We start from the raw sequence: 20,388 nt of genomic DNA on the forward strand, positions 1-20,388 counted from the left end.
GTGATATCCGTTCCGGTCAGGCCGCCTGCTCGTGACGAGCATCGGCCACGACGGTCATGTCGAGATGTTTGCCGTTGTGCCCTGTTATCATAACGCGCTTGAAGTCGCGGGGAATAAGGTCAGGGGCTGCAACCAGCGAAAAGTTTTCCGTATGCGCCAAGCCGTTGTTCTCAACGATGATGGTCTGCTCGGTGCCGACCATGCGATCGAGATGGGCGCGGTGCAGCGCTTCGCCACGGGCGCGCAGCCGTGCCGCACGATCCTTGACCAGCGCGCGATCCACCTGCGGCATGCGGGCGGCCGGCGTGCCGGGGCGCGGGCTGTAGGGAAAGACATGCAGGAAGGAGATGCCGGCTTCTTCTGCAAGCGTTGCGGCACCTTCGAACATCTCTTCCGTCTCTGTCGGGAAACCGGCGATCATATCCGCCCCGAAGGCGATATCAGGCCGCAGGCGGCGGGCCTGTTCGGTAAAGGCCAGCGCCTCGGCGCGGCTGTGGCGGCGTTTCATGCGCTTCAGGATCATGTCGTCCCCATGCTGCAAGGACAGATGCAGATGCGGCATGAAACGTGGTTCGTCGGCAATCAGATCCCAGAGGTGATTGTCGGCCTCGATACTGTCGATCGACGACAGGCGCAGGCGACGAATGTCGGGAACCTGTTTCAGCAGCGTCTTGGCGAGATAACCCAAGGTGGGGGTACCGGGCAGATCGGCGCCGTAGCTGGTGGCATCAACGCCGGTCAGCACGATTTCGCGATAACCGCTTTCCGTCAGTTTTCGCGCCTGTTCAACCACCGCGCCCATCGGCACGGAGCGGGAATTGCCGCGTCCATAAGGGATGATGCAGAAGGTGCAGCGGTGATCGCAGCCGTTCTGTACCTGTATGAAGGCGCGCACATGCCCATCGATATGCCTGATCATCTGCGGCGCTGTCGCCTTGACGCTCATGATATCGTTGACGCGCAGCTTTTCTTCCGCCGACACGCCGAAATCCGGCAGGGCGCGATAGGAGGTGCTTTTCAGCTTTTCTTCGTTGCCGAGCACCATGTCGACTTCGGCCATATCGGCAAAGGTCTGCTTTTCGGTCTGCGCGGCACAGCCGGTGACGATGATGCGGGCATGCGGGTTTTCGCGGCGCACACGGCGGATGGTCTGGCGCGCCTGACGCACCGCTTCGCCTGTCACGGCGCAGGTATTGACCAGCACGGCATTGTTGAGCCCAGCCTTTTCGGCTTCGGCCCGCATCACTTCCGATTCATAGGTGTTCAGCCGACAGCCGAAGGTGATGACCTCGACGCCGCTCAATTCACCCTCGCTTCGGGTTTTTCATCCCGGACAAAACTGCCGGTGACCGGATCGACCTTGCCGGACCATTCCCATTCGGCAGGACCGGTCATGACGACGTGATCGTTTTCGCGCCACTCGATGACAAGCGGCTGGCGGCTCGGTGCCGATGCCACATCGATGGTCACCGTGCGGCCTGTGCGACCGGTGCGGGCAGCGGATACGCCGGCGGCACAGGCGGCGGAACCGCAGGCGAGCGTCAGCCCGGCACCACGTTCCCAGGTGCGGGTGCGCAAGGAACTGTTGGATGTGACCTGCGCCAGCGTGATATTGGCCTTTTCCGGGAACATCGGATGATTTTCCAGCATCGGGCCAAAGCGCTCGAGATCGAAGGTCATCGGGTCCTGATCGACCCAGAAGACCGCATGCGGATTGCCCATCGACATGGCCGAGGGCGAATGCAGCACGGGCGCATCGATCGGGCCGATCTGCAGCTCGATACGGCTGGTGTCGAAAAACTCTTCCTCCAGCGGGATGCGATCCCAGGCGAAAACCGGCTTTCCCATATCGACCGAGATCGTGCCGTCCGCATGCTCTTCCGCATTCAGAATGCCGGCCACCGTCTGGAAGGTAAAAGTCTTGCGTCCGGTCTCGGCAGCCAATGCCTGCACGACGCAGCGCGTGCCGTTGCCGCAGGCCTGCGCCTTGGTGCCATCGCAATTCAAAATGTCGATCCAGGCATCGGTGCCATCAGCCCTCGGATCATGGATGGCCATGATCTGGTCGAACTGGGTGGCAGGATCGGCATTCAGCGCAATCGCCGCATCAGGCGTCACCATATCGGGACGGCCTCGCATGTCGACGACCAGGATCTTGTTGCCAAGCCCGTTCATGCGCGCGAATTCGACCTGTCCTGTCATGATGCTGATCCATTCCCGGGCCTGCGCCCCTATCTTCAAGGCGTATATGGCCGAAAGTATCGGGAATTACCAGTGGTGCCTAATGGTCGCCGCTTACCCGAAAATCCGCTCCACCAGACCATGCACGCGCCGAAATGCGGCCTTGGCGCCTTCTGCGGCTTCCATTTCTTCGGCTTCGGAAAGCGGCAGGTCGTTATAGGCCGAAACGAAATTGCGCCAATGCAGGCCACGGCCTTCCGGATGACCAGCGAGATGGCGGGCGCCAAAATCATCCGACAGATCCAGCTTGGCGGCTTCCTTGCGCAGGAAGGCGGCGCCGAGATTGGAGCCTTCAGCCACATAAACCCAGCCGAGTGCTGCGGCAGGGCTCAATGGTCCTGTTGTGGTAACAAGCTTTTCAGCCACGTCACCGAGATCGACAATATCCTGACGCAGGGCTTCCAGACGGCAGCGATCGGCAAGGCCAGGAAGTTTCGCATTCAGCTCCGACGACGCATAAAGCGGCGCGACATCCGCATGGAAATGATGCTGAACCTCGAGGAACAGGGCGTAACGGTCCCGGTCAGCAAAGGGTTCGGCACACATGATGCGCTTGTCCAGCGTATCATGTGTGCCCGCCGTCAGCGCCTTCAGACGCTGGATACGGGTGGATTCGGCCGGACGTTCGAGTTCGATCAGCATTTCTTGTCCCTCAAGCTCATGTTTCGCATGAAGCAAATCGGAGTGGGTGTCGTCAAGTGCGCGTATTGGCGGAAATGGATGCGGGCACGTCGAAAACCTCGCCCGGCCGCATGGGACGAAAACGATCGCGAGAAATTTTTCGCGCATCGAGCGCGGCATGAAGCGCCTCCACAGGCTGCTCGACGCCCTCATTGGTGAGTTTCACGGTGCCCCAATGGTGGCCCGCAACAAAGGACGCGCCGCAAAGCAACATGCCCTCCACCGCTTCTTCCGGGTTCTGGTGCTGAGCCTTCATGAACCAGCGCGGCTCATAAGCGCCGAAAGGCAGGTTGGCGAGGCGGAAACCGCCATGCTTTTCGTGTGCCGCGCGATAATTGATGCCGCTGTGAAAGCCGGTATCACCGATATGATAGATTTTTCCGGCCGGTGTTTCGAACACGAAAGCCGCCCATAGCGCTTGCCGACGATCATTGAGGCCGCGAGCCGACCAGTGATGGCAGGGTTCGCAATGGAAAATGACGCCCGGCGCGACGGTTTCCTGAGCTCCCCAATCCATCACCGTGATCCCTGCATCCGGCACGCGTGTGCGGATGATCGCATCATTGCCGAGCGGGGTGATGAAATGCGGCTTGTCGCGCCCCTGCAGCACCCAGAGCGTTTCGAGATCGAGATGGTCGTAATGATTGTGGGTGACGAGCACGATATCGATCGGCGGCAGATCGCCGATGCGGATGCCGGGTGGGTTGACGCGCTTCGGGCCGGTCCACGAAAACGGGCTGGTGCGCTCCGACCAGACGGGATCAGTGAGGATGTTGAGGCCGGCGACCTGGATCAGCATGGAGGCATGGCCGACCATGGTGACGACGACGCGGTCTCCATCAATACGGGTTTCCGGGACGGCTTGCGGAAACGGGCTGGCAAAGGTGTCCGGCCAGGGAATATTGCCGTTGCCGAGTTTCCAGCGCAGGAGATCGGTCATGCCCGCCGGTTCTTCGCCATTCGGATTGAAGAAATGCGTGCCGTCGAAATGATCCGATACGGGACCGCTGTAATACTTATTGCCAGCCATGGCGCTCCTAGCCGTGAACCCGCCGGCAAGGGCCGCGATGGCGGCGAGACCGGTCCATTTGAAAAAATTGCGACGGTTCATGAGATCAGTCCGATGGTCGGAGTTTTCAAGGAGACGTTTTCAGGGAGGTGTGCTCAGGCGACTTCGATATCCGTCTGTGCAAAATCCTCGCCGACGAAGAGAAGTGGCGATTTGAACGTTTTGGCGGCGGCATAGGTAAAACAATCGCCGAAATTGAGTTTTGCCGGATGCCCGACGAAACGGCCAAATGTCTTCGCGGCATCGAGGGCGGTCTCGTGCAGTCCGGCGGGGAGATCGATCTCGGTGGCGTTGATCTGGTCAAGGAAATCGCCGACGAGTTTCTGCATTTCTTCGATCATACCTGCAGGCATCGGCGAATTTTCACCATAAAGAGAAGCCTTCTTCTTGCGAGTCAGCCCGATCACAGCTTCGAATATGACCAGCGAAGAATAATGGATAGGAGACTGCGCGGCATTGATCTTTTCGAGCAGCACAGCCGCGCCATCTTCGTCACTGATGATTGCAACGATGGCGGATGCATCGACAAACATCAGATTTCCCACATCTCGTCCATGAACGCCTTTTCATCGAAATCAGGATCCTTGGGGCCGAGCGCGGCATATCGCTCCTGCAAGGGTTTAATCCGCTCCTTCAACGGCTTTTCATGCGCCTCTCTCAGCACACTCTCCAACGCCAGACGCACGGCTTCCGTCTTGGTCTTGGTGCCAAGGTAGCGCATCACCTCGTCGGCCAGTGCATTGACCTTCGGATCACGGATATAAAGAGACATTGCACGTCACCTTCCGGCAGGGGCGATGGAATATTCAGTATAGACCAAATGAATATTCCCGCAATCGACAGCAAAACCTTGGCATCAACACTGGCGCGCCTATTTAGGCCGGCGTTGTGATGTCGTGCGCGAGAGAATGCGCCAATCGGCTTTGGATGGACCATGAGATTTTTGAAGATATTGATGATGGCCGGCGCATTGTCGCTTTCCGCGGTTTTCGCCTTAGCGCAGGATGTGCCGCCGCCCGTGCATGGCGTCACTTTCGAGGAATGGGCATCGGCCTCTGCCCGTATTTCCAACAGGACAAGTGAGGACGAGGTCTTCAAGACGCTGGCGATCGACAAGGCTCAGTTCGACGCAGTCAATGAGACCTTTACCCAGGCCTTGAAGGACGACAAGGATTTCAAGCTGATCACCTATTACGGTCAGGCCTTCAGCAACCTGAATGCCGGCCGGTTTGCCGCCAGCACGCAGGAAACGAAGCGCAAGCTTGCCAGCTTCGACGATTACGCCCGTGTCACCGGTCACATGGAGGCCGCCACCGATGTCGGCATCGATCCGCAGAAGGTGCTGGAAGAACATGGGCTGACCGTGTTCGAATACAGCCAGGACGGCGCCTACTGGGTCGGCCAGCTGCGCGACAAGAGCCTGTCGGGCAAAACTGCCGAAGTGAGTGGCTGGACTGACGGCATCGGCAAATACAAGTCGGAATACGCAGCCCGTTACGCGAAAAAATGATATTTGATGGGCCGCCGGCACCTGGTCGGCCCGTCCTTTACCCCTGCAAATCGGCCTCTTGCCTTGACTCTCGCCCCCATTTCCTGTTTAAGCCCGAAAATCTGCTGACAAGTCACGACTTGGAGCCGCCGACCGGGGCCGCCATACTGAGCCCGGAGGTCAACACCCGACAGCGCGTTGCGCCCTCGGGTGCTTTTTGGCTTTGCGCGCTCTTCGCGTCTTGTTTTCAGCGGTAAAAGACCCGACGTTTCCGGGCACCCGGAAACGAAGAAGGAAGTTGCGATGTTTGAGAACCTGCAGGACCGTCTTGGCTCCATTCTGAATGGACTGACCGGCCGTGGCGCGTTGAGCGAGGCGGATGTCTCCGCTGCGCTCCGCGAGGTTCGCCGTGCCCTTCTGGAAGCCGACGTGGCGCTCGAAGTGGTTCGCGCCTTCACCGACAAGGTGCGTGAAAAGGCCATTGGTGCCGAAGTTCTCAAATCGATCAAGCCCGGCCAGATGGTCGTCAAGATCGTCCATGACGAACTGGTCGAGATGCTGGGTTCGGAAGGCGTTGGCATCAGCCTGCACGCCGCCGCCCCGGTCGTGATCATGATGGTCGGTCTGCAGGGTTCTGGTAAGACCACGACCACCGGCAAGATCGCCAAGCGGCTGACCGACCGCGACAAGAAAAAGGTGCTGATGGCGTCGCTCGATACGCGTCGTCCGGCAGCCCAGGAACAGCTGCGCCAGTTGGGCGTCCAGACCGGCGTCGATACGCTGCCGATCATCGCCGGCCAGTCGCCGACCGATATCGCCGCGCGCGCCGTGCAGGCCGCCAAGCTCGGCGGCCATGACGTCGTCATTCTCGACACCGCCGGCCGCACCCATATCGACGAACCGCTGATGGCCGAAATGGCCGAGATCAAGCGCAAGTCCAATCCGCATGAAATTCTGCTGGTTGCCGATAGCCTGACCGGTCAGGACGCCGTCAATCTGGCGCGCAATTTCGATGAACGCGTCGGCATTACCGGCCTCGTTCTGACCCGTATGGACGGCGATGGCCGTGGCGGTGCAGCGCTTTCGATGCGCGCCGTCACCGGCAAGCCGATCAAGCTGATCGGTGTCGGCGAAAAGATGACGGAGATGGAGGAATTCCATCCCCGCCGTATCGCCGACCGTATTCTCGGCATGGGCGATATCGTCTCATTGGTCGAAAAGGCTGCAGAAAACATCGATGCGGAAAAAGCCGCGGCGATGGCCAAGAAGATGCAGTCGGGCAAGTTCGATCTGAACGACCTTGCCGACCAGTTGCGCCAGATGAAATCGCTCGGCGGCATGGGTGGCATCATGGGCATGATGCCGGGCATGGCCGGCATGAAGGACAAGCTCGCCGCATCCGGCATGAGCGACAAGACGTTCGACCGCCAGATCGCCATCATCTCCTCGATGACCAAGGCCGAGCGCGCCAACCCGGACATGCTGAAACATTCCCGCAAGAAGCGCATCGCTGCCGGTTCCGGCTCTGATGCCGCGGAAATCAACAAGCTTCTGAAAATGCACCGCCAGATGGCCGACATGATGAAAATGATGGGCGGCAAGGGCAAGGGCGGCATGATGAAGCAGATGATGGGCGGCCTTGCCTCGAAGATGGGCATGGGCGGAATGGGTGGTATGGGCGGAATGGGTGGTATGGGCGGCATGCCCGACCTTTCCAAGCTCGACCCGAAACAGCTTGAAGCCCTGCAGAAGCAGGCGGAAGCCGCCGGCCTGAAGCCGGGCGGCGGCCTGCCGGGCGGAATGGGTGGCCTTCCGGGCCTGGGCGGCGGTGGCCTGCCGGGTCTGGGTGGTTTTCCTGGTCTGCCCGGCCTGCCGGGCAAGAAGAAGTAAGAGGGAGCGCGTAGATGGTTGACACTGAAGTGAAGGCAAAGCTTCTGAGCTACCGCCAGTCGATCGACAATATCGATGCGGCGCTGGTGCATATGCTGGCCGAACGTTTTCGCTGCACCAAGGAAGTGGGCCACCTGAAGGCCCAATACGATTTGCCGCCGGCCGACCCGGCGCGTGAAGAATTCCAGATCGAACGCCTTCGCCAGTTGGCAAAGGATGCTCATCTGGACCCGGATTTCGCCGAGACGTTTTTGAACTTCGTCATCAAGGAAGTCATCCGGCATCATGAAGCGATTGCCGCCGAACACGGCGGTCCGAAACAGACTGCATAACCAACAAGATCAAGGCCCGCCGGATGGCGGCCCAAACCTAGGAGTAAAACTATGTCCCTGAAGATTCGTCTGGCCCGCGGTGGCTCCAAGAAGCGTCCTTACTACACGATCGTTCTGGCTGACGCCCGTTCGCCGCGCGACGGCCGCTTCCTGGAAAAGCTCGGTTCCTGGAACCCGATGCTGGCTAAGGACAACGCTGCCCGCATCGAACTGAACGCCGAGCGCATCCAGCATTGGATTGAAAACGGTGCACAGCCGACCGACCGCGTTCTGCGCTTCCTGGCCGACGCCAACATTGCTACCCGCGAAGCCAAGAGCAACCCGGTCAAGGCAAAGCCGGGCAAGAAGGCAATCGAACGCGCTGCTGAAAAGGCCCAGAAGATCGAAGACGCCAAGGCAGCTGCTGCCGAAGCCTCCGCTTCCGCTGAATAATCTTTTCGGACCGCAAGGTCTTGGGAACGGGTGGCATGGCGACATGCCACCCGTTTTCGTTTGTATTTCAGCAGCATGATAACGGCGCTTGCCCGATAATGCCTGCCGCCGTAAAAGACCGGAAACGACAACGAGGATCGGCACGCCCGTATGGCCAAGCTTGAAAACCCAATCCTGATGGCCACGATCGGCGCAGCCCAAGGCCTGCGCGGCGAAGTGCGCGTACGCACATTCACCGAAGATCCGATGGCACTTGGTGATTACGGCAACCTGCACAGTGCCGATGGCCGCGTCTTCGAGATCCTCGACCTGCGCGAAGCCAAGACTGTCGTCATCGTGCGGTTTCGCGGCATCAACGACCGCAATGCTGCCGAGGCGCTCAACGGGCTGGAACTGTTCATCGACCGCGAAAATCTGCCGGACGACGAACTGGAAGAAGACGAATTCTATTATGCCGACCTCGAAGGCCTGGAAGCCGTCGATGCCGATGGCAAGAGTTACGGCAAGGTGACCTCCGTCCACGATTTCGGCGCCGGCGACCTGCTGGAACTGAAGGGACCGGGCCTGCGGCCTGCCCTCATTCCGTTTTCGGAAGCGGCAGTTCTGGAGATCGATCTCGAAAACGGGCGTATTCTGATCGATCCGATGGCGGCAGGCCTGATCGAGGACCCCAATGAGGGCAAGGGCCAGGATGGCTTTCCCGGCGGCAACTGACCCATGACCTTTCGCGCGACCGTTCTGACGCTTTACCCCGAAATGTTTCCGGGCCATCTCGGCACCTCGCTTGCCGGTAAGGCCGCCGCGCGTGGTGAATGGTCGGTTGAAGCCGTGCAGATTCGCGATTTTGCGGAAGACAAGCACCGCACCGTCGATGACACGCCGGCTGGCGGCGGCGCCGGCATGGTGCTGAAGCCCGACATTCTGGCAAAAGCGATCGATTCCGTCGCGGCAGACAACCGCCCTCGCCTGCTGATGAGCCCGCGTGGCAAACCGCTGACGCAGGAGCGCGTGCGCGAACTGGCGGCCGGCGATGGCGTCGTCATCGTCTGTGGTCGTTTCGAGGGCGTGGATCAGCGGGTGATCGATGGCCGCGCACTCGAAGAGGTTTCGGTCGGGGACTACATTCTCTCCGGCGGCGAACCTGCGGCGCTGATATTGCTCGATGCCGTGGTGCGCATTCTGCCCGGTGTGATGGGCAATGTTCTGTCCGGCACGCATGAAAGCTTCGAGACCGGCATGCTGGAACACCCGCACTACACCCGGCCGCAGGTTTTCGAAGGCCAGGAAATTCCCGCCGTACTGACGTCGGGAAACCATGCGGCTATTGAAAAATGGCGGCAACAACAGGCCTTGAAGCTGACGAAAGAGCGGCGACCGGACCTTTTGGACTGATATCGAGCGTCAACCGGTGTCTTGCATGCCGCAAACGCCGCATTTCCGGCACAAAAACGCGACCGGTGGGATGACAAGCGGTCCCCTTTGGTGTATTGGCCCGCTCGGACATGGGCAAATGCCCGTAACCGATAAGCAAAGAATGGCGAACCCGCTCTGCCGAAAAGGCTGATCCCGAGGCGACGACCCTTAAAAGTCTGGACCAGAGGATGATCATCGAGCGCTCTGGCTGTTTCAGAAAAACTAGAGGTTATATCGATGAACATCATCCAGCAGCTTGAGGCCGAACAGGCCGCCAAGATCGAAGCCAAGCGCAAGCTCCCTGCTTTTGAAGCCGGCGACACCCTTCGCGTCAACGTTCGCGTGACGGAAGGTACCCGTACCCGTGTTCAGGCTTACGAAGGCGTTTGCATCGCTCGTTCGGGCGGCGGCATCAACGAGAGCTTCACGGTTCGTAAGATCTCCTACGGTGAAGGCGTCGAGCGCGTATTCCCGGTTTACTCGCCGCTGGTCGAAGGCGTCGAAATCGTTCGCCGCGGTAAGGTCCGTCGCGCCAAGCTGTACTACCTGCGCGATCGTCGCGGCAAGTCGGCTCGTATCGTTGAAAACACCGGTACGCGCGCCCGCAAGCTGAACGACGCCGAGCGCGCTGCGGCGGCCGAGGAAAAGGCACGTCTGGAAGCCGAAAAGGTAGCAGCAGCACAGGCACTGGCCGCCGAAAAGGCAGCTCAGGAAGCCGCTGAAGCCAAGGCCGCTGAAGAAGCAGCCGCAGCAAAGGCAGCAGAAGCTTCTGCAGAATAAGATTTGCCGACAAGGCAATGTTGAAAAGGCGGCCTTCGGGTCGCCTTTTTTGTTGCGGCACAGCTTTTTCAGGCAATACGACAGGCTGACGGCATTGCGACGGAACCGATGGCGCCCTTGAGCATTCTGACACCGGATTGCAAAAGCCGGAGCCAACCCGTGAAACCGATCGTCATCGTACCCATGAAACTCGCAGCATGCCTGACGATCGGCGTCGCCGGTATCATCGGTGCGGCCTACGCGGCATCCTTAGTCGTGACCGATTACAAACCGCACCATTTTGCGCATATGGACGCGCCGCTCTGGACCGACAGGCCCGTCGCCATCGATCGCAATGCGCAAGCGCTTGAACGTCTACCGGCGATGGTCGCCAGTGCCGATGTGCCGGCTCAGGAAACGCCGCTGGGTGCGGAGATCGCCAGCGCTGCCAACGCAGTATCGCCGCAGCGTCTGCCCGCCACCAGCCAGTTGGCGCAAGTATCGCTGCCGGGTGACGAGACCGATGCCGGCATCGAATTGAGCGCGGCCCATACCGACTGGTGTTTTGCCCGCTACCGCTCCTATCGGATCGAGGATAACAGCTACCAGCCGTTCGATGCCCTGGAACGCCAGCAATGCCAGTCACCGCATGAGACAGGCACGCCCGTAGCCGCCGCTTACGACATGGGTGACGCGACGCTCCCGGCGGATGTCATGCCAGAGGAGCAGGTCGCTGCGGAAGAACCACAGATGATCGCCGATTCCGGCAGCATCGACACATCCTGGTGTTTTGCGCAATACCGATCCTACCGTGCCGAGGACAACAGCTATCAGCCGTTCGACGGCGGGCCGCGTCGCCAATGCGTACCGCGCGAAAGCAGCTACTGACACCACCCGGCAACAGAACAGGCATCTGTCATCATCCTTTCACGCACCGGATTGCCGACATTTTACGGAACTGCTATATACGCCGTCATGGGATCGAAATTCGGATGTCTCGCGAAGGAAGTTTTTGTGCTGCAGGACCATAAGCGTCTGCCGGCACGTTTCTTTGCGCGCGTATCCGGGGCGCTTTGCAGCCGACTTAGCTGACCGGGCCGACATGCCCGGCACGGCGGTATTTTGACCGCCCGCATTCCCTTCTTCAAAACATGACCATTTGCAATGGATGTCAGCCATGAGCGCACCGCGTACCCTCTATGACAAGATCTGGGACGACCACGTTGTTTCGGAAGAAAACGGAACCTGTCTTCTCTATATCGACCGTCACCTCGTTCACGAAGTGACGTCGCCGCAGGCTTTTGAAGGCCTGCGTCTGGCCGGCCGCAAGGTGCGCGCCCCGGAACGCACACTCGCCGTCGTCGATCACAACGTGCCGACCACCAGCGACCGCCATCTCGGCATCAAGAACGAGGAAAGCCGCATCCAGGTGGAGGCGCTCGCGCAGAATGCCGCCGATTTCGGCGTCGAATATTATTCCGAAAAGGATGTCCGTCAGGGCATCGTGCACATTGTCGGCCCCGAACAGGGCTTTACCCTGCCGGGCATGACCATCGTCTGTGGTGACAGCCACACGTCCACGCACGGCGCTTTTGGTGCGCTGGCGCACGGCATCGGCACGTCCGAGGTAGAGCACGTGCTCGCCACCCAGACGCTGGTGCAGAAAAAGGCCAAGAACATGCTGGTGCGTGTCGATGGCAAGCTGCCGGAAGGCGTCACCGCCAAGGACGTGATCCTCGCCATCATCGGCGAGATCGGCACGGCAGGCGGCACCGGCCACGTGGTCGAGTTTGCCGGCGAGGCGATCCGTTCGCTGTCGATGGAAGGCCGCATGACGGTCTGCAACATGACGATCGAAGGCGGCGCCCGCGCCGGCCTGATCGCGCCGGACGAAACGACGTTCGAATACATCAAGGGCAAGCCACGCGCTCCCAAGGGTGCGGCGCTCGACATGGCGATCGACTACTGGAAGACGCTGCACAGCGACGAAGGCGCCCATTACGACAAGGTGATCGTGCTCGACGGCGCCAATCTGCCGCCGATCGTCTCCTGGGGTTCTTCGCCGGAAGATGTCATCTCGGTTCAGGGCACTGTTCCGAACCCGGACGATATCGCGGAAGAGAACAAGCGCACCTCGAAATGGCGGGCGCTGGAATATATGGGCCTGAAGCCCGGCCAGAAGATGACCGACATCACCGTCGACCGCGTCTTCATCGGTTCCTGCACCAACGGCCGTATCGAGGATCTGCGTGCGGCGGCAATCGTCGTCGAGGGCAAGAAGGTAGCACCCACGGTCAATGCCATGATCGTGCCGGGCTCCGGTCTCGTCAAGGAACAGGCGGAAGCCGAGGGCCTCGACGTGATCTTCAAGGAAGCCGGTTTCGAATGGCGTGAGCCGGGCTGCTCCATGTGCCTTGCCATGAACGACGACCGCCTCAACCCGTATGAACGTTGCGCTTCAACTTCGAACCGCAATTTCGAGGGTCGTCAGGGCTACAAGGGCCGCACGCATCTCGTCTCGCCCGCCATGGCGGCGGCGGCGGCAGTTGCCGGGCATTTTGTCGATATCCGCGAGTGGAAATGATTTTGATGGGGCCGGATCAATCCGGCCCTTTCTTCCTGATGCTGTTCATTGACAGACAAGCCGCGACTTTTATGCTGGCGTCCTGATACTCTTCAGCTCCGTCACAAGGCGCCCTCCCCCGTGAACCTGACAATGATCGGCCTGGCGCTGTTTGCGGCCATTCTCCACGCCAGCTGGAACGCCTTTCTGCGTTCGGGTGCCGACCGCATGTGGTCGGTGACGGTGATGAGCATATCCGGCACGGTCATTGCCGTGCCGCTGATCCTGATCTATCCGCTTCCCTCCCCAACGGCGCTGGCCTTCATCTTCGTCTCCTCGGCCCTGCAGACGGCCTACAGCTTCTTTCTGGTGGTCGCCTACCGTTATGGCGATCTCGGTCAGGTCTATCCGATCATTCGCGGCACCGTGCCATTGCTGGTAACGCTGATCGGCATCCTGTTCCTCGGCGTTCACCTCGAGACACCGCAGATCACGGGCGTGGCGCTGATCACCCTTGGCATCATGAGCCTCGTGCTGGGTCGCTCGGGCGTGTCCGCCACATCACTGGGGCTGGCGCTTTTGACCGGTGCGCTGATTTCCACCTATGCACTCATCGATTCCACCGGCATTCGCCATGTCGATGAGACAATGACCTATTCCGCCTGGGTCCTGCTGGTCTACGGGCTGATGATGGTGGCGGTCTATACCGTCATGCGCGGCCGGCTGAGGATCGACTTCACATCGCGTGAGGCGCAAAAGGCGCTGGGTGGCGGTGTGTTTGCGCTGATCGCCTATGCCGCCGTGATCGCCGCCTATTCACTCGGCCCGGCAGGACCGGTGACGGCGATCCGCGAAACGAGCGTGGTGTTTGCCGTTCTGATCGGCCGGATCTTTTTAGGCGAGGCGCTCACGCCGAAACGCATCTTTGCCTGCGTGGTCGTAGCGGCCGGTGCAATCCTGATCGGCCGCTGATCAGAGCACTTTCACGACCGTGCCCTTGCGGATGAAGCGCAGCACACGCTGCATGTCCCTGAGCTTGACCGCGACGCATCCTGCCGTCGGCTGGTAGCCGGGGCGGATGAGATGAAAGAAGATGGCCGAGCCGCGATGCCGCTTGCGCGAAGAGATGTTCCAGTCGAGCACGAGGCACACATCGTAAAGCCCGTCCTCCCGCGTCATCTCCTCATGGCTGGGCTTGAACGGCGCCTTCACCAGACGATTATAGCTCGGGTGCTCCGGCTGATCGCACCACAGCATATCGGGGCGGATGCGGCGCATGGGGAGTGCGGTCGGCAGCGCGCGAACACGATCGCCGCGGACAAAACCGTGAAGGACGGGCATGGCAGCGATCGGCGTGGCACCATCCCCCTCGCGCTTGAAACCGGTGCGCCCGGATCGACCGATCGCCGCCGGAACGGTGACCGGGCCAAGCTGAACGAGCGCCCGCGACCGTTTTCCGGGCGCCGGACGGACCACAATGACAGGTCCACGCCTTGTCTTTTCGGCTTTTGCTCGCATTTTCCTCACAAGTTTTTGCTTTGCTCATGATTTTATTTGAATTCATAGCAAGCTAGCACTTACATCAAGTGCCCGAAACAGTCGGCCGCGTGCGCTTTCACAACCGTGACGGCACGCGACAACAAAGAGGCAAGTTCTACATGGCAGCACGCACCATCCTTCTGGTCGATGACGACAACGATCTTCGCGAGACGCTGGTCGAGCAGCTTTCCTTCTATGAAGAATTCAACATTCTGCAGGAAAGCAACGCCACCAAGGCGATGCAGGCGGCCAAGGCTTCCCAGATCGACCTGCTGATCATGGATGTCGGCCTGCCGGACATGGATGGCCGCGAGGCCGTGAAGCTCCTGCGCAAGAGCGGTTTCAAGGCGCCGATCATCATGCTTACCGGTCATGACACCGACAGCGACACCATTCTCGGCCTCGAAGCCGGCGCCAACGACTATGTGACCAAGCCATTCCGCTTTGCGGTTCTTCTGGCGCGTATCCGCGGCCAGTTGCGCCAGTTCGAACAGAGCGAGGACGCGACATTCACCGTCGGGCCTTACGTGTTCAAGCCGAGCCAGAAGCTGCTGACCACCGACGACGGCAAAAAAATCCGCCTGACTGAAAAAGAAGCGGCGATCATCCGTTATCTCTACCGCGCCGGGCAGAAGGTGGTTACCAGAGACGTGTTGCTGGAAGAGGTCTGGGGTTATAATTCCGGCGTCACCACGCACACGCTGGAAACCCATGTCTACCGCCTGCGCCAAAAGATCGAGCGCGACCCGTCCAACGCGGAAATCCTCGTGACGGAAAACGGCGGTTACAAGATCGTACCGTAAGGACTGGAACAACAATGGCACTTGCCGACGATATCCGCCTGCTCTCGCAGGTGCCGTTGTTTTCCGACATGGATGGCGACCAGCTGCGGCTGATCGCCTTCGGCGCCGAACGCCGCACCATCGGCGAAGGCCAGGCCCTGTTTCGCGAACACTCCCCCGCCGAATGCGCCTTCGTGATCGCCAGCGGCCGTTTTCAACTGTCGACGCTTGGCCGTGATGGGCACCAGCAGGTGGAAAAGGAAGTGGGCGCCGGAGCGCTACTCTCCGAACTGGCGCTGGTGACGATGGTGGAGCGCAAATACACGGCTGTGGCGCTGCAGGACAGCGACGTGCTGAAAGTGACGCGCACCCTGTTTCACCGCCTGCTAGAGGAATATCCGCGCGCGGCGCAGATCTTGCAGGCCCGCATCCGCGACAATCTGGTGCGCATGGCGCAGGCGGCAGCGGCGATGGAAAGCCGGTTCCAGTAAGGACGGTTGGCTCAGCGGGTTTGGGGGGTGGATCCTCGGGTCAAGCCCGAGGATGGCCAAACTGAAGGAGCGAGGATGCCACAAGCACCCATTTCCTCACACGGAAACGATCTCAGAATTTTCAACCGCTCGGGACTTATCGGCTCGCCGCAGCATTGATTGAGGCCCCCTCACGCCTCCCTACCGTCGTCATCCTCGGGCTTGACCCGAGGATCCAAACCCAAGCAGCCTGGCCTTACTTTCCCCCACTCAGAACTTGAACGTCGCGGTCACCGGCACATGGTCCGACGGCTGGTTCCAGCCGCGGGCTTCCTTCAGCACTTCTATTCTGTCCAGGAACGGCCCGAGCTCCGGCGACGACCAGATATGGTCGAGACGACGGCCCTTGTTGGCGGCTTCCCAGTCCTTGGCGCGGTAGCTCCACCACGTATAGATCTTTTCCGGTTCCGGCGTGTACTGACGCATCAGGTCCAGCCAGCCGCCCTTGGCTATGACCTCCTTCATGCCGTCGGTTTCCACCGGCGTATGACTGACGATCTTCAAAAGCTGCTTGTGCGACCAGACATCGTGTTCCAGCGGCGCGATATTGAGGTCGCCGACAAGGATGGATGACACACCCGGCATATCCGCCTTCAGCGCCTTCATCTCTTCGAGAAAATCGAGCTTGTGGCCGAATTTCGGATTGATGGTGCGATCCGGCTCGTCGCCACCGGCGGGAACGTAGAAATTGTGCAGGCGGATGCGGCGCGAACCGCGCTCGAAGATCGCCGAAATGTGGCGGGCATCACCGACATTACAGTAGTTCTGGCGATGATCTTCCGACAGGGGAATGCGCGAGGCGATTGCCACGCCGTGATAACCCTTCTGTCCGTGGATGATTATGTGCTCGTAACCGAGCGCCTTCAGGGGCGCGAGCGGGAATTCCGGCTCCTGGCACTTGATCTCCTGCAGGCAGAGGATATCCGGCTGGTGACGGACGATGAACTGCTCGACGATCGGCATGCGCAGCCGCACGGAATTGATGTTCCAGGTGGTGACGGAAAATGACATGCGAGCGATCCCCTGCTGATGGCCAAGGGTCTAGGCAATTTCCAATCTCCTGAAAAGCAGAAAGGCCGCCTTTTCGGCGACCTTCCGCAATCTCATCATGCTGTAAACAGCTTATCGGCGGCGGACCGCGTCGTAATCGATCTGAAAGACCTTGTTGTCGAACTGCGTGCCGTTCTGGACGTTATAGATCATCACCGACGTCTCCTTGTTCTGAAGGTCGGTAATGGTCCACTGACGCAGGTCATAGGTTTTCGGATCGAACATCATGGTGATCGTCGAATCGCCAAAGATGCTCTTGTTGCCGAGCACGATGGTGATCAGGTCCGACTCTTCCTTGACATCACGTACTGTCTGGTTCTGCAGGTCGATCTTTTCGGACAGAAGCAGGCTGAGCGGCGTCTTGGAGAGCGGATAGATATCCCAGGTCTTCAGCTTCAGATTGCCGATGACGACATTCTTGCCGTCGGCAATGACGCGGATCGGCGACGGATCCTCGAAATTGAAACGCAGTTTTCCGGGACGTTCGATGAAGAATTTTCCGCCGGTCTGTTCGCCGCGCGGGCCGAACTGCACGAATTCGCCCATCATGGTTTTGACGGAGGAAAAGTGATCGGCGATCTTCTGCGCGGACGCATTGCCCTGCGCGAAAGCCGGAACGCCTGTGAGACTGCCAAGCGCCATGGCCGTGACGCCGGTGACGAAACCGCGGCGGCTGAGGGAGGGTGTCAAAATCTGCGGCATGGTCTTAACTGTCATTCAATATTCTCCTTCAGTCTCTTCCTTACTGTCAAAGGCGGCGGCTTCGTGGCCGCGCCTCTTCACAGCGCGGTTACCGATCGAGAATATCGTTCTCCGTCGGCACCAGTATCTCGCGTTTGCCGGCATGGTTTGCCGGGCCGATCAGCCCTTCCTGCTCCATCCGCTCGATCAGCGACGCAGCGCGGTTATAACCGATCCCCAGACGACGCTGGATGTAGGATGTTGAGGCCTTTCCGTCACGCAGCACGATTGCCACCGCCTGATCGTAAGGGTCATCCGAATCGGAAAGATTGGATGTGCCCGCCGGGCCGCCTTCGTCGTCATCCTCGTCGTCTGCCGTAATTGCTTCGAGATATTGGGGCGAGCCCTGGCTTTTCAAGTAGGAGACGATTTCCTCGACTTCGTTATCCGACACGAACGGACCATGGACACGCTGGATGCGACCACCACCGGCCATGTAAAGCATGTCGCCCATGCCAAGCAGCTGTTCTGCACCCTGTTCGCCAAGGATCGTGCGGCTGTCGATCTTCGAGGTAACCTGGAAGGAAATACGGGTCGGGAAGTTGGCCTTGATCGTACCGGTGATGACATCGACAGACGGGCGCTGGGTGGCCATGATGACATGGATGCCGGCGGCACGCGCCATCTGCGCCAGTCGCTGCACCGCGCCTTCGATATCCTTGCCGGCGACCATCATCAGGTCGGCCATTTCATCGATGACGACGACGATATAAGGCAGCGGCTTGAGATCGAACTCTTCCGTCTCGTACATCGCCTCGCCGGTCTGGCGGTCGAAGCCGGTCTGCACGGTGCGGGTCAGCACTTCGCCCTTGGCCAGCGCCTGTTCGACGCGGGTGTTGAAGCCGTCGATATTGCGCACGCCGATCTTCGACATCTTCTTGTAGCGCTCTTCCATCTCGCGGACGGTCCATTTGAGCGCGACAACGGCCTTTTTCGGATCGGTGACGACAGGCGACAGCAGATGCGGGATGCCATCATAGATCGACAATTCCAGCATCTTTGGATCGATCATGATCAGGCGGCACTTTTCCGGGCTGTGCCGGTAAAGCAGGGACAGGATCATGGTGTTGATGGCGACCGATTTACCCGAACCGGTGGTACCGGCGACGAGAAGATGCGGCATCTTGGCGAGATCGGCGATGACCGGTTCGCCGCCGATCGTCTTGCCGAGCGCCATGGCGAGCTTGGCCTTGCTGCCTTCGAAATCGCGGCTGCCGATCATTTCTCGCAGATAGACGGTTTCGCGGGTGGAATTGGGCAGCTCGATGCCGATCGCATTGCGGCCGGGCACGACGGCAACACGGGCGGCGATCGCACTCATTGAGCGGGCGATATCGTCGGCAAGGCCGATGACGCGCGACGACTTGATGCCGGGGGCCGGCTCCAGTTCGTAAAGCGTGACGACGGGACCTGGGCGAACATGGATGATCTCACCCTTGACACCAAAATCTTCCAGCACGCCTTCCAGCATGCGGGCATTCTGCTCCAGCGCATCGGCCGACAGCGATGCATCGCGGGCAACGGCTTTCGGCTCCGTCAGCAGATGGACGGAGGGGAGCTGGAAACCTTCGGGATCGATGAACGAGGACTGTGCTTCGCGGCCGACACGGGCGCTCGGCTTCGGCGCGGCCGCTGCCGGCGTGACACGCGAACTGTTGCCGCGGCCGCGGGTACCGGAAACAAATTCATCATCATCCGGCAGGATGCCGGCCGGACGGCGCATACCGATGTCGTCGTCATCCTCGTCGTCATCGTGAGACGATGCCGGCGCGGAGATGGCGCGGCGCGCCATGGTGCGATTGGCAAACTCGCCGCCATCCATGGAGGGCTCACGGCGCTCGCCACGATTCACCGCCTTGGCGCGCACCGGCTCGTTCAGGCCGCCGAATTCGTCATCGTTGAAATCATAAGGCTGCTCATGCTGGCCGCCCATGCGACTGCGCGACTTGATGCCAAACAGACGGCGGAACTGCGCCTGCCCCATATACCAGTAATGCGCGAGAGCGCCGAAGGCCAGGAAGCCGGCAAAACCGCCCTCATCGTCTTCGTCGTCATCCTGCGCAGCATTGCGGCGCGGCGGTGCAGGAACGTCGTCCTCATCGACCTCGACCACATCGCGATGGCCGATGACGCCGGAAGAAAACAGCATCAGCCAGGCCGTCGGCAGCGCAAAGATGCAGCCGAGAATGGTGGCGAGCATGCCGGTCGGATAAGCGCCGACGAAAAGCGCCGGAAAACGCAGGATCATGTCGCCCAGAACCCCGCCGATACCGTTGGGGATCGGCCAGGTGAGCGGCGCCGGAAAGCAGCCGAGAGTGGCGGCACCCGCAAGAGCCGCGCCGAACCAGGCGGCAATACGGGCAGGCAGACGATCGATATGCCGGCCGGTGATCAGCGCCATGGCCCAGGCCAGGATTGGCAGCAGCGCCAGCACGCTGGACAAGCCTAAAAACTGCATCATCAAGTCGGCAAAGGCCGCACCCGCGGACCCGAGAAGATTGCTCGGCTGGTTGTCTGTGGCATAGGAGAAACTCGGATCGGCGACGTTCCACGTCGCCAGCGCGGCAATGGCCAGCGCGAGCCCGAGAAAGATCCCGAAACCGAGAAGCGCCAGAACCTGACGCATGACGAAAGCGGTAAGCACGAGGCGCGTCGATCTATGCGCCATGGCTGCCGAATTGCTTCTGCTCATTATCACCAGCCTGTAACCAGTTTTGGGCATGGCGGTCGGTCCGGCGGCCCGACACGCAATGCGCCCAGATGAGAGCAAGCTAACGAAAGCAGGTTAACGCAACTTTAACCACGCCTGTAAGGGCAAAATTTACCCCGGCAAAAAGGCCCGGAGCGGGATCGCGCCGGGCCTTTGAAACGTTTGGA

General features: G+C 60.2%; 22 protein-coding genes. 12 read left to right on the forward strand and 10 right to left on the reverse strand.

The window, feature by feature from the left end:
• Positions 1-16: 16 nt before the first annotated feature.
• The 6 genes from mtaB to EDF70_RS20535 form a co-directional block, all read right to left on the reverse strand.
• Positions 17-1,303 carry a tRNA (N(6)-L-threonylcarbamoyladenosine(37)-C(2))-methylthiotransferase MtaB gene (gene mtaB, locus EDF70_RS20510; RefSeq protein ID WP_132277359.1) on the reverse strand — a complete coding sequence of 429 codons (1,287 nt, stop codon included), beginning with the start codon at positions 1,301-1,303 and terminating at the stop codon, positions 17-19.
• Positions 1,300-2,202, reverse strand: a complete 903-nt coding sequence (dapF, locus tag EDF70_RS20515) for a diaminopimelate epimerase (protein ID WP_132277361.1) — start codon at positions 2,200-2,202, stop codon at positions 1,300-1,302. Before dapF ends, mtaB begins: the two co-directional genes overlap by 4 nt.
• 93 nt (positions 2,203-2,295) lie before the next feature.
• Positions 2,296-2,883, reverse strand: coding sequence for a biliverdin-producing heme oxygenase (locus EDF70_RS20520; protein ID WP_132277363.1), 588 nt, complete (start codon positions 2,881-2,883; stop codon positions 2,296-2,298).
• 52 nt (positions 2,884-2,935) lie between these two features.
• A complete protein-coding gene (locus EDF70_RS20525) occupies positions 2,936-4,033 on the reverse strand; it encodes an MBL fold metallo-hydrolase (RefSeq protein ID WP_132277365.1) in 1,098 nt (365 codons plus the stop codon).
• 53 nt (positions 4,034-4,086) lie between these two features.
• A complete protein-coding gene (locus EDF70_RS20530) occupies positions 4,087-4,524 on the reverse strand; it encodes a type II toxin-antitoxin system VapC family toxin (RefSeq protein ID WP_132277367.1) in 438 nt (145 codons plus the stop codon).
• Positions 4,524-4,763 carry a type II toxin-antitoxin system VapB family antitoxin gene (locus EDF70_RS20535; protein ID WP_132277369.1) on the reverse strand — a complete coding sequence of 80 codons (240 nt, stop codon included), beginning with the start codon at positions 4,761-4,763 and terminating at the stop codon, positions 4,524-4,526. Before EDF70_RS20535 ends, EDF70_RS20530 begins: the two co-directional genes overlap by 1 nt.
• 162 nt (positions 4,764-4,925) lie before the next feature.
• Here EDF70_RS20535 and EDF70_RS20540 point away from each other — a divergent pair, with 162 nt between their 5' ends.
• From EDF70_RS20540 to EDF70_RS20590, 10 genes are all read left to right on the forward strand, one after another.
• A complete protein-coding gene (locus tag EDF70_RS20540; protein WP_132277371.1) occupies positions 4,926-5,501 on the forward strand; it encodes a hypothetical protein in 576 nt (191 codons plus the stop codon).
• Between the two features lie 282 nt (positions 5,502-5,783).
• Positions 5,784-7,370, forward strand: a complete 1,587-nt coding sequence (gene ffh / locus EDF70_RS20545) for a signal recognition particle protein (protein ID WP_132277373.1) — start codon at positions 5,784-5,786, stop codon at positions 7,368-7,370.
• 14 nt (positions 7,371-7,384) lie between these two features.
• Entirely contained in the window at positions 7,385-7,702 is a 318-nt protein-coding gene (locus EDF70_RS20550) for a chorismate mutase (protein ID WP_132277375.1), read from the forward strand.
• Between the two features lie 51 nt (positions 7,703-7,753).
• Positions 7,754-8,134 carry a 30S ribosomal protein S16 gene (gene rpsP / locus EDF70_RS20555; RefSeq protein WP_132277377.1) on the forward strand — a complete coding sequence of 127 codons (381 nt, stop codon included), beginning with the start codon at positions 7,754-7,756 and terminating at the stop codon, positions 8,132-8,134.
• 150 nt (positions 8,135-8,284) lie between these two features.
• Positions 8,285-8,848 (forward strand): ribosome maturation factor RimM, encoded by a 564-nt coding sequence (gene rimM, locus EDF70_RS20560; RefSeq protein WP_132277379.1) that lies wholly within the window; start codon positions 8,285-8,287, stop codon positions 8,846-8,848.
• A 3-nt stretch (positions 8,849-8,851) separates the two neighbouring features.
• Complete coding sequence (gene trmD, locus EDF70_RS20565; protein ID WP_132277381.1) at positions 8,852-9,526, forward strand: tRNA (guanosine(37)-N1)-methyltransferase TrmD; 675 nt, start codon at positions 8,852-8,854, stop codon at positions 9,524-9,526.
• A 258-nt stretch (positions 9,527-9,784) separates the two neighbouring features.
• Complete coding sequence (gene rplS, locus EDF70_RS20570; protein WP_132277383.1) at positions 9,785-10,327, forward strand: 50S ribosomal protein L19; 543 nt, start codon at positions 9,785-9,787, stop codon at positions 10,325-10,327.
• A 159-nt stretch (positions 10,328-10,486) separates the two neighbouring features.
• Positions 10,487-11,194, forward strand: a complete 708-nt coding sequence (locus tag EDF70_RS20575; protein ID WP_165932079.1) for a BA14K family protein — start codon at positions 10,487-10,489, stop codon at positions 11,192-11,194.
• A gap of 289 nt (positions 11,195-11,483) precedes the next feature.
• Positions 11,484-12,890 carry a 3-isopropylmalate dehydratase large subunit gene (leuC, locus tag EDF70_RS20585; RefSeq protein ID WP_132277389.1) on the forward strand — a complete coding sequence of 469 codons (1,407 nt, stop codon included), beginning with the start codon at positions 11,484-11,486 and terminating at the stop codon, positions 12,888-12,890.
• A 120-nt stretch (positions 12,891-13,010) separates the two neighbouring features.
• The gene (locus tag EDF70_RS20590; RefSeq protein ID WP_132277391.1) at positions 13,011-13,841 is read left to right on the forward strand and encodes a DMT family transporter; all 831 of its coding nucleotides are present in this window, start codon (positions 13,011-13,013) and stop codon (positions 13,839-13,841) included.
• On the opposite strand, the gene EDF70_RS20595 is transcribed toward EDF70_RS20590, so the two are convergent.
• A complete protein-coding gene (locus EDF70_RS20595) occupies positions 13,842-14,387 on the reverse strand; it encodes a L,D-transpeptidase (RefSeq protein WP_132277393.1) in 546 nt (181 codons plus the stop codon).
• A 140-nt stretch (positions 14,388-14,527) separates the two neighbouring features.
• Here EDF70_RS20595 and EDF70_RS20600 point away from each other — a divergent pair, with 140 nt between their 5' ends.
• Positions 14,528-15,211, forward strand: coding sequence for a response regulator transcription factor (locus tag EDF70_RS20600; RefSeq protein WP_132277395.1), 684 nt, complete (start codon positions 14,528-14,530; stop codon positions 15,209-15,211).
• A 14-nt stretch (positions 15,212-15,225) separates the two neighbouring features.
• Positions 15,226-15,681, forward strand: a complete 456-nt coding sequence (locus EDF70_RS20605; protein WP_132277397.1) for a cyclic nucleotide-binding domain-containing protein — start codon at positions 15,226-15,228, stop codon at positions 15,679-15,681.
• 249 nt (positions 15,682-15,930) lie between these two features.
• On the opposite strand, the gene EDF70_RS20610 is transcribed toward EDF70_RS20605, so the two are convergent.
• From EDF70_RS20610 to EDF70_RS20620, 3 genes are all read right to left on the reverse strand, one after another.
• Positions 15,931-16,731: an exodeoxyribonuclease III gene (locus tag EDF70_RS20610; RefSeq protein WP_132277399.1), complete on the reverse strand. Its 801-nt coding sequence runs from the start codon at positions 16,729-16,731 to the stop codon at positions 15,931-15,933.
• 111 nt (positions 16,732-16,842) lie between these two features.
• On the reverse strand, positions 16,843-17,487 hold the full coding sequence (locus EDF70_RS20615) for an outer membrane lipoprotein carrier protein LolA (RefSeq protein WP_132277401.1): 645 nt from the start codon (positions 17,485-17,487) through the stop codon (positions 16,843-16,845).
• Between the two features lie 73 nt (positions 17,488-17,560).
• On the reverse strand, positions 17,561-20,203 hold the full coding sequence (locus tag EDF70_RS20620; RefSeq protein ID WP_132277403.1) for a DNA translocase FtsK: 2,643 nt from the start codon (positions 20,201-20,203) through the stop codon (positions 17,561-17,563).
• Positions 20,204-20,388 lie beyond the last annotated feature (185 nt).

Source organism: Neorhizobium sp. JUb45 (assembly GCF_004343585.1).
Lineage (GTDB): Bacteria > Pseudomonadota > Alphaproteobacteria > Rhizobiales > Rhizobiaceae > Neorhizobium.

Excerpts from the sequence above, each read along its gene's own strand:
- dapF (WP_132277361.1), bottom strand. The coding sequence starts at position 2,202 with ATGACAGGACAGGTCGAATTCGCGCGCATGAACGGGCTTGGCAACAAG.
- EDF70_RS20520 (WP_132277363.1), bottom strand. The coding sequence starts at position 2,883 with ATGCTGATCGAACTCGAACGTCCGGCCGAATCCACCCGTATCCAGCGT.
- EDF70_RS20525 (WP_132277365.1), bottom strand. The coding sequence starts at position 4,033 with ATGAACCGTCGCAATTTTTTCAAATGGACCGGTCTCGCCGCCATCGCG.
- EDF70_RS20530 (WP_132277367.1), bottom strand. The coding sequence starts at position 4,524 with ATGTTTGTCGATGCATCCGCCATCGTTGCAATCATCAGTGACGAAGAT.
- EDF70_RS20535 (WP_132277369.1), bottom strand. The coding sequence starts at position 4,763 with ATGTCTCTTTATATCCGTGATCCGAAGGTCAATGCACTGGCCGACGAG.
- EDF70_RS20540 (WP_132277371.1), top strand. The coding sequence starts at position 4,926 with ATGAGATTTTTGAAGATATTGATGATGGCCGGCGCATTGTCGCTTTCC.
- ffh (WP_132277373.1), top strand. The coding sequence starts at position 5,784 with ATGTTTGAGAACCTGCAGGACCGTCTTGGCTCCATTCTGAATGGACTG.
- EDF70_RS20550 (WP_132277375.1), top strand. The coding sequence starts at position 7,385 with ATGGTTGACACTGAAGTGAAGGCAAAGCTTCTGAGCTACCGCCAGTCG.
- rpsP (WP_132277377.1), top strand. The coding sequence starts at position 7,754 with ATGTCCCTGAAGATTCGTCTGGCCCGCGGTGGCTCCAAGAAGCGTCCT.
- rimM (WP_132277379.1), top strand. The coding sequence starts at position 8,285 with ATGGCCAAGCTTGAAAACCCAATCCTGATGGCCACGATCGGCGCAGCC.
- trmD (WP_132277381.1), top strand. The coding sequence starts at position 8,852 with ATGACCTTTCGCGCGACCGTTCTGACGCTTTACCCCGAAATGTTTCCG.
- rplS (WP_132277383.1), top strand. The coding sequence starts at position 9,785 with ATGAACATCATCCAGCAGCTTGAGGCCGAACAGGCCGCCAAGATCGAA.
- leuC (WP_132277389.1), top strand. The coding sequence starts at position 11,484 with ATGAGCGCACCGCGTACCCTCTATGACAAGATCTGGGACGACCACGTT.
- EDF70_RS20595 (WP_132277393.1), bottom strand. The coding sequence starts at position 14,387 with ATGCGAGCAAAAGCCGAAAAGACAAGGCGTGGACCTGTCATTGTGGTC.
- EDF70_RS20600 (WP_132277395.1), top strand. The coding sequence starts at position 14,528 with ATGGCAGCACGCACCATCCTTCTGGTCGATGACGACAACGATCTTCGC.
- EDF70_RS20605 (WP_132277397.1), top strand. The coding sequence starts at position 15,226 with ATGGCACTTGCCGACGATATCCGCCTGCTCTCGCAGGTGCCGTTGTTT.
- EDF70_RS20610 (WP_132277399.1), bottom strand. The coding sequence starts at position 16,731 with ATGTCATTTTCCGTCACCACCTGGAACATCAATTCCGTGCGGCTGCGC.
- EDF70_RS20615 (WP_132277401.1), bottom strand. The coding sequence starts at position 17,487 with ATGACAGTTAAGACCATGCCGCAGATTTTGACACCCTCCCTCAGCCGC.
- EDF70_RS20620 (WP_132277403.1), bottom strand. The coding sequence starts at position 20,203 with ATGAGCAGAAGCAATTCGGCAGCCATGGCGCATAGATCGACGCGCCTC.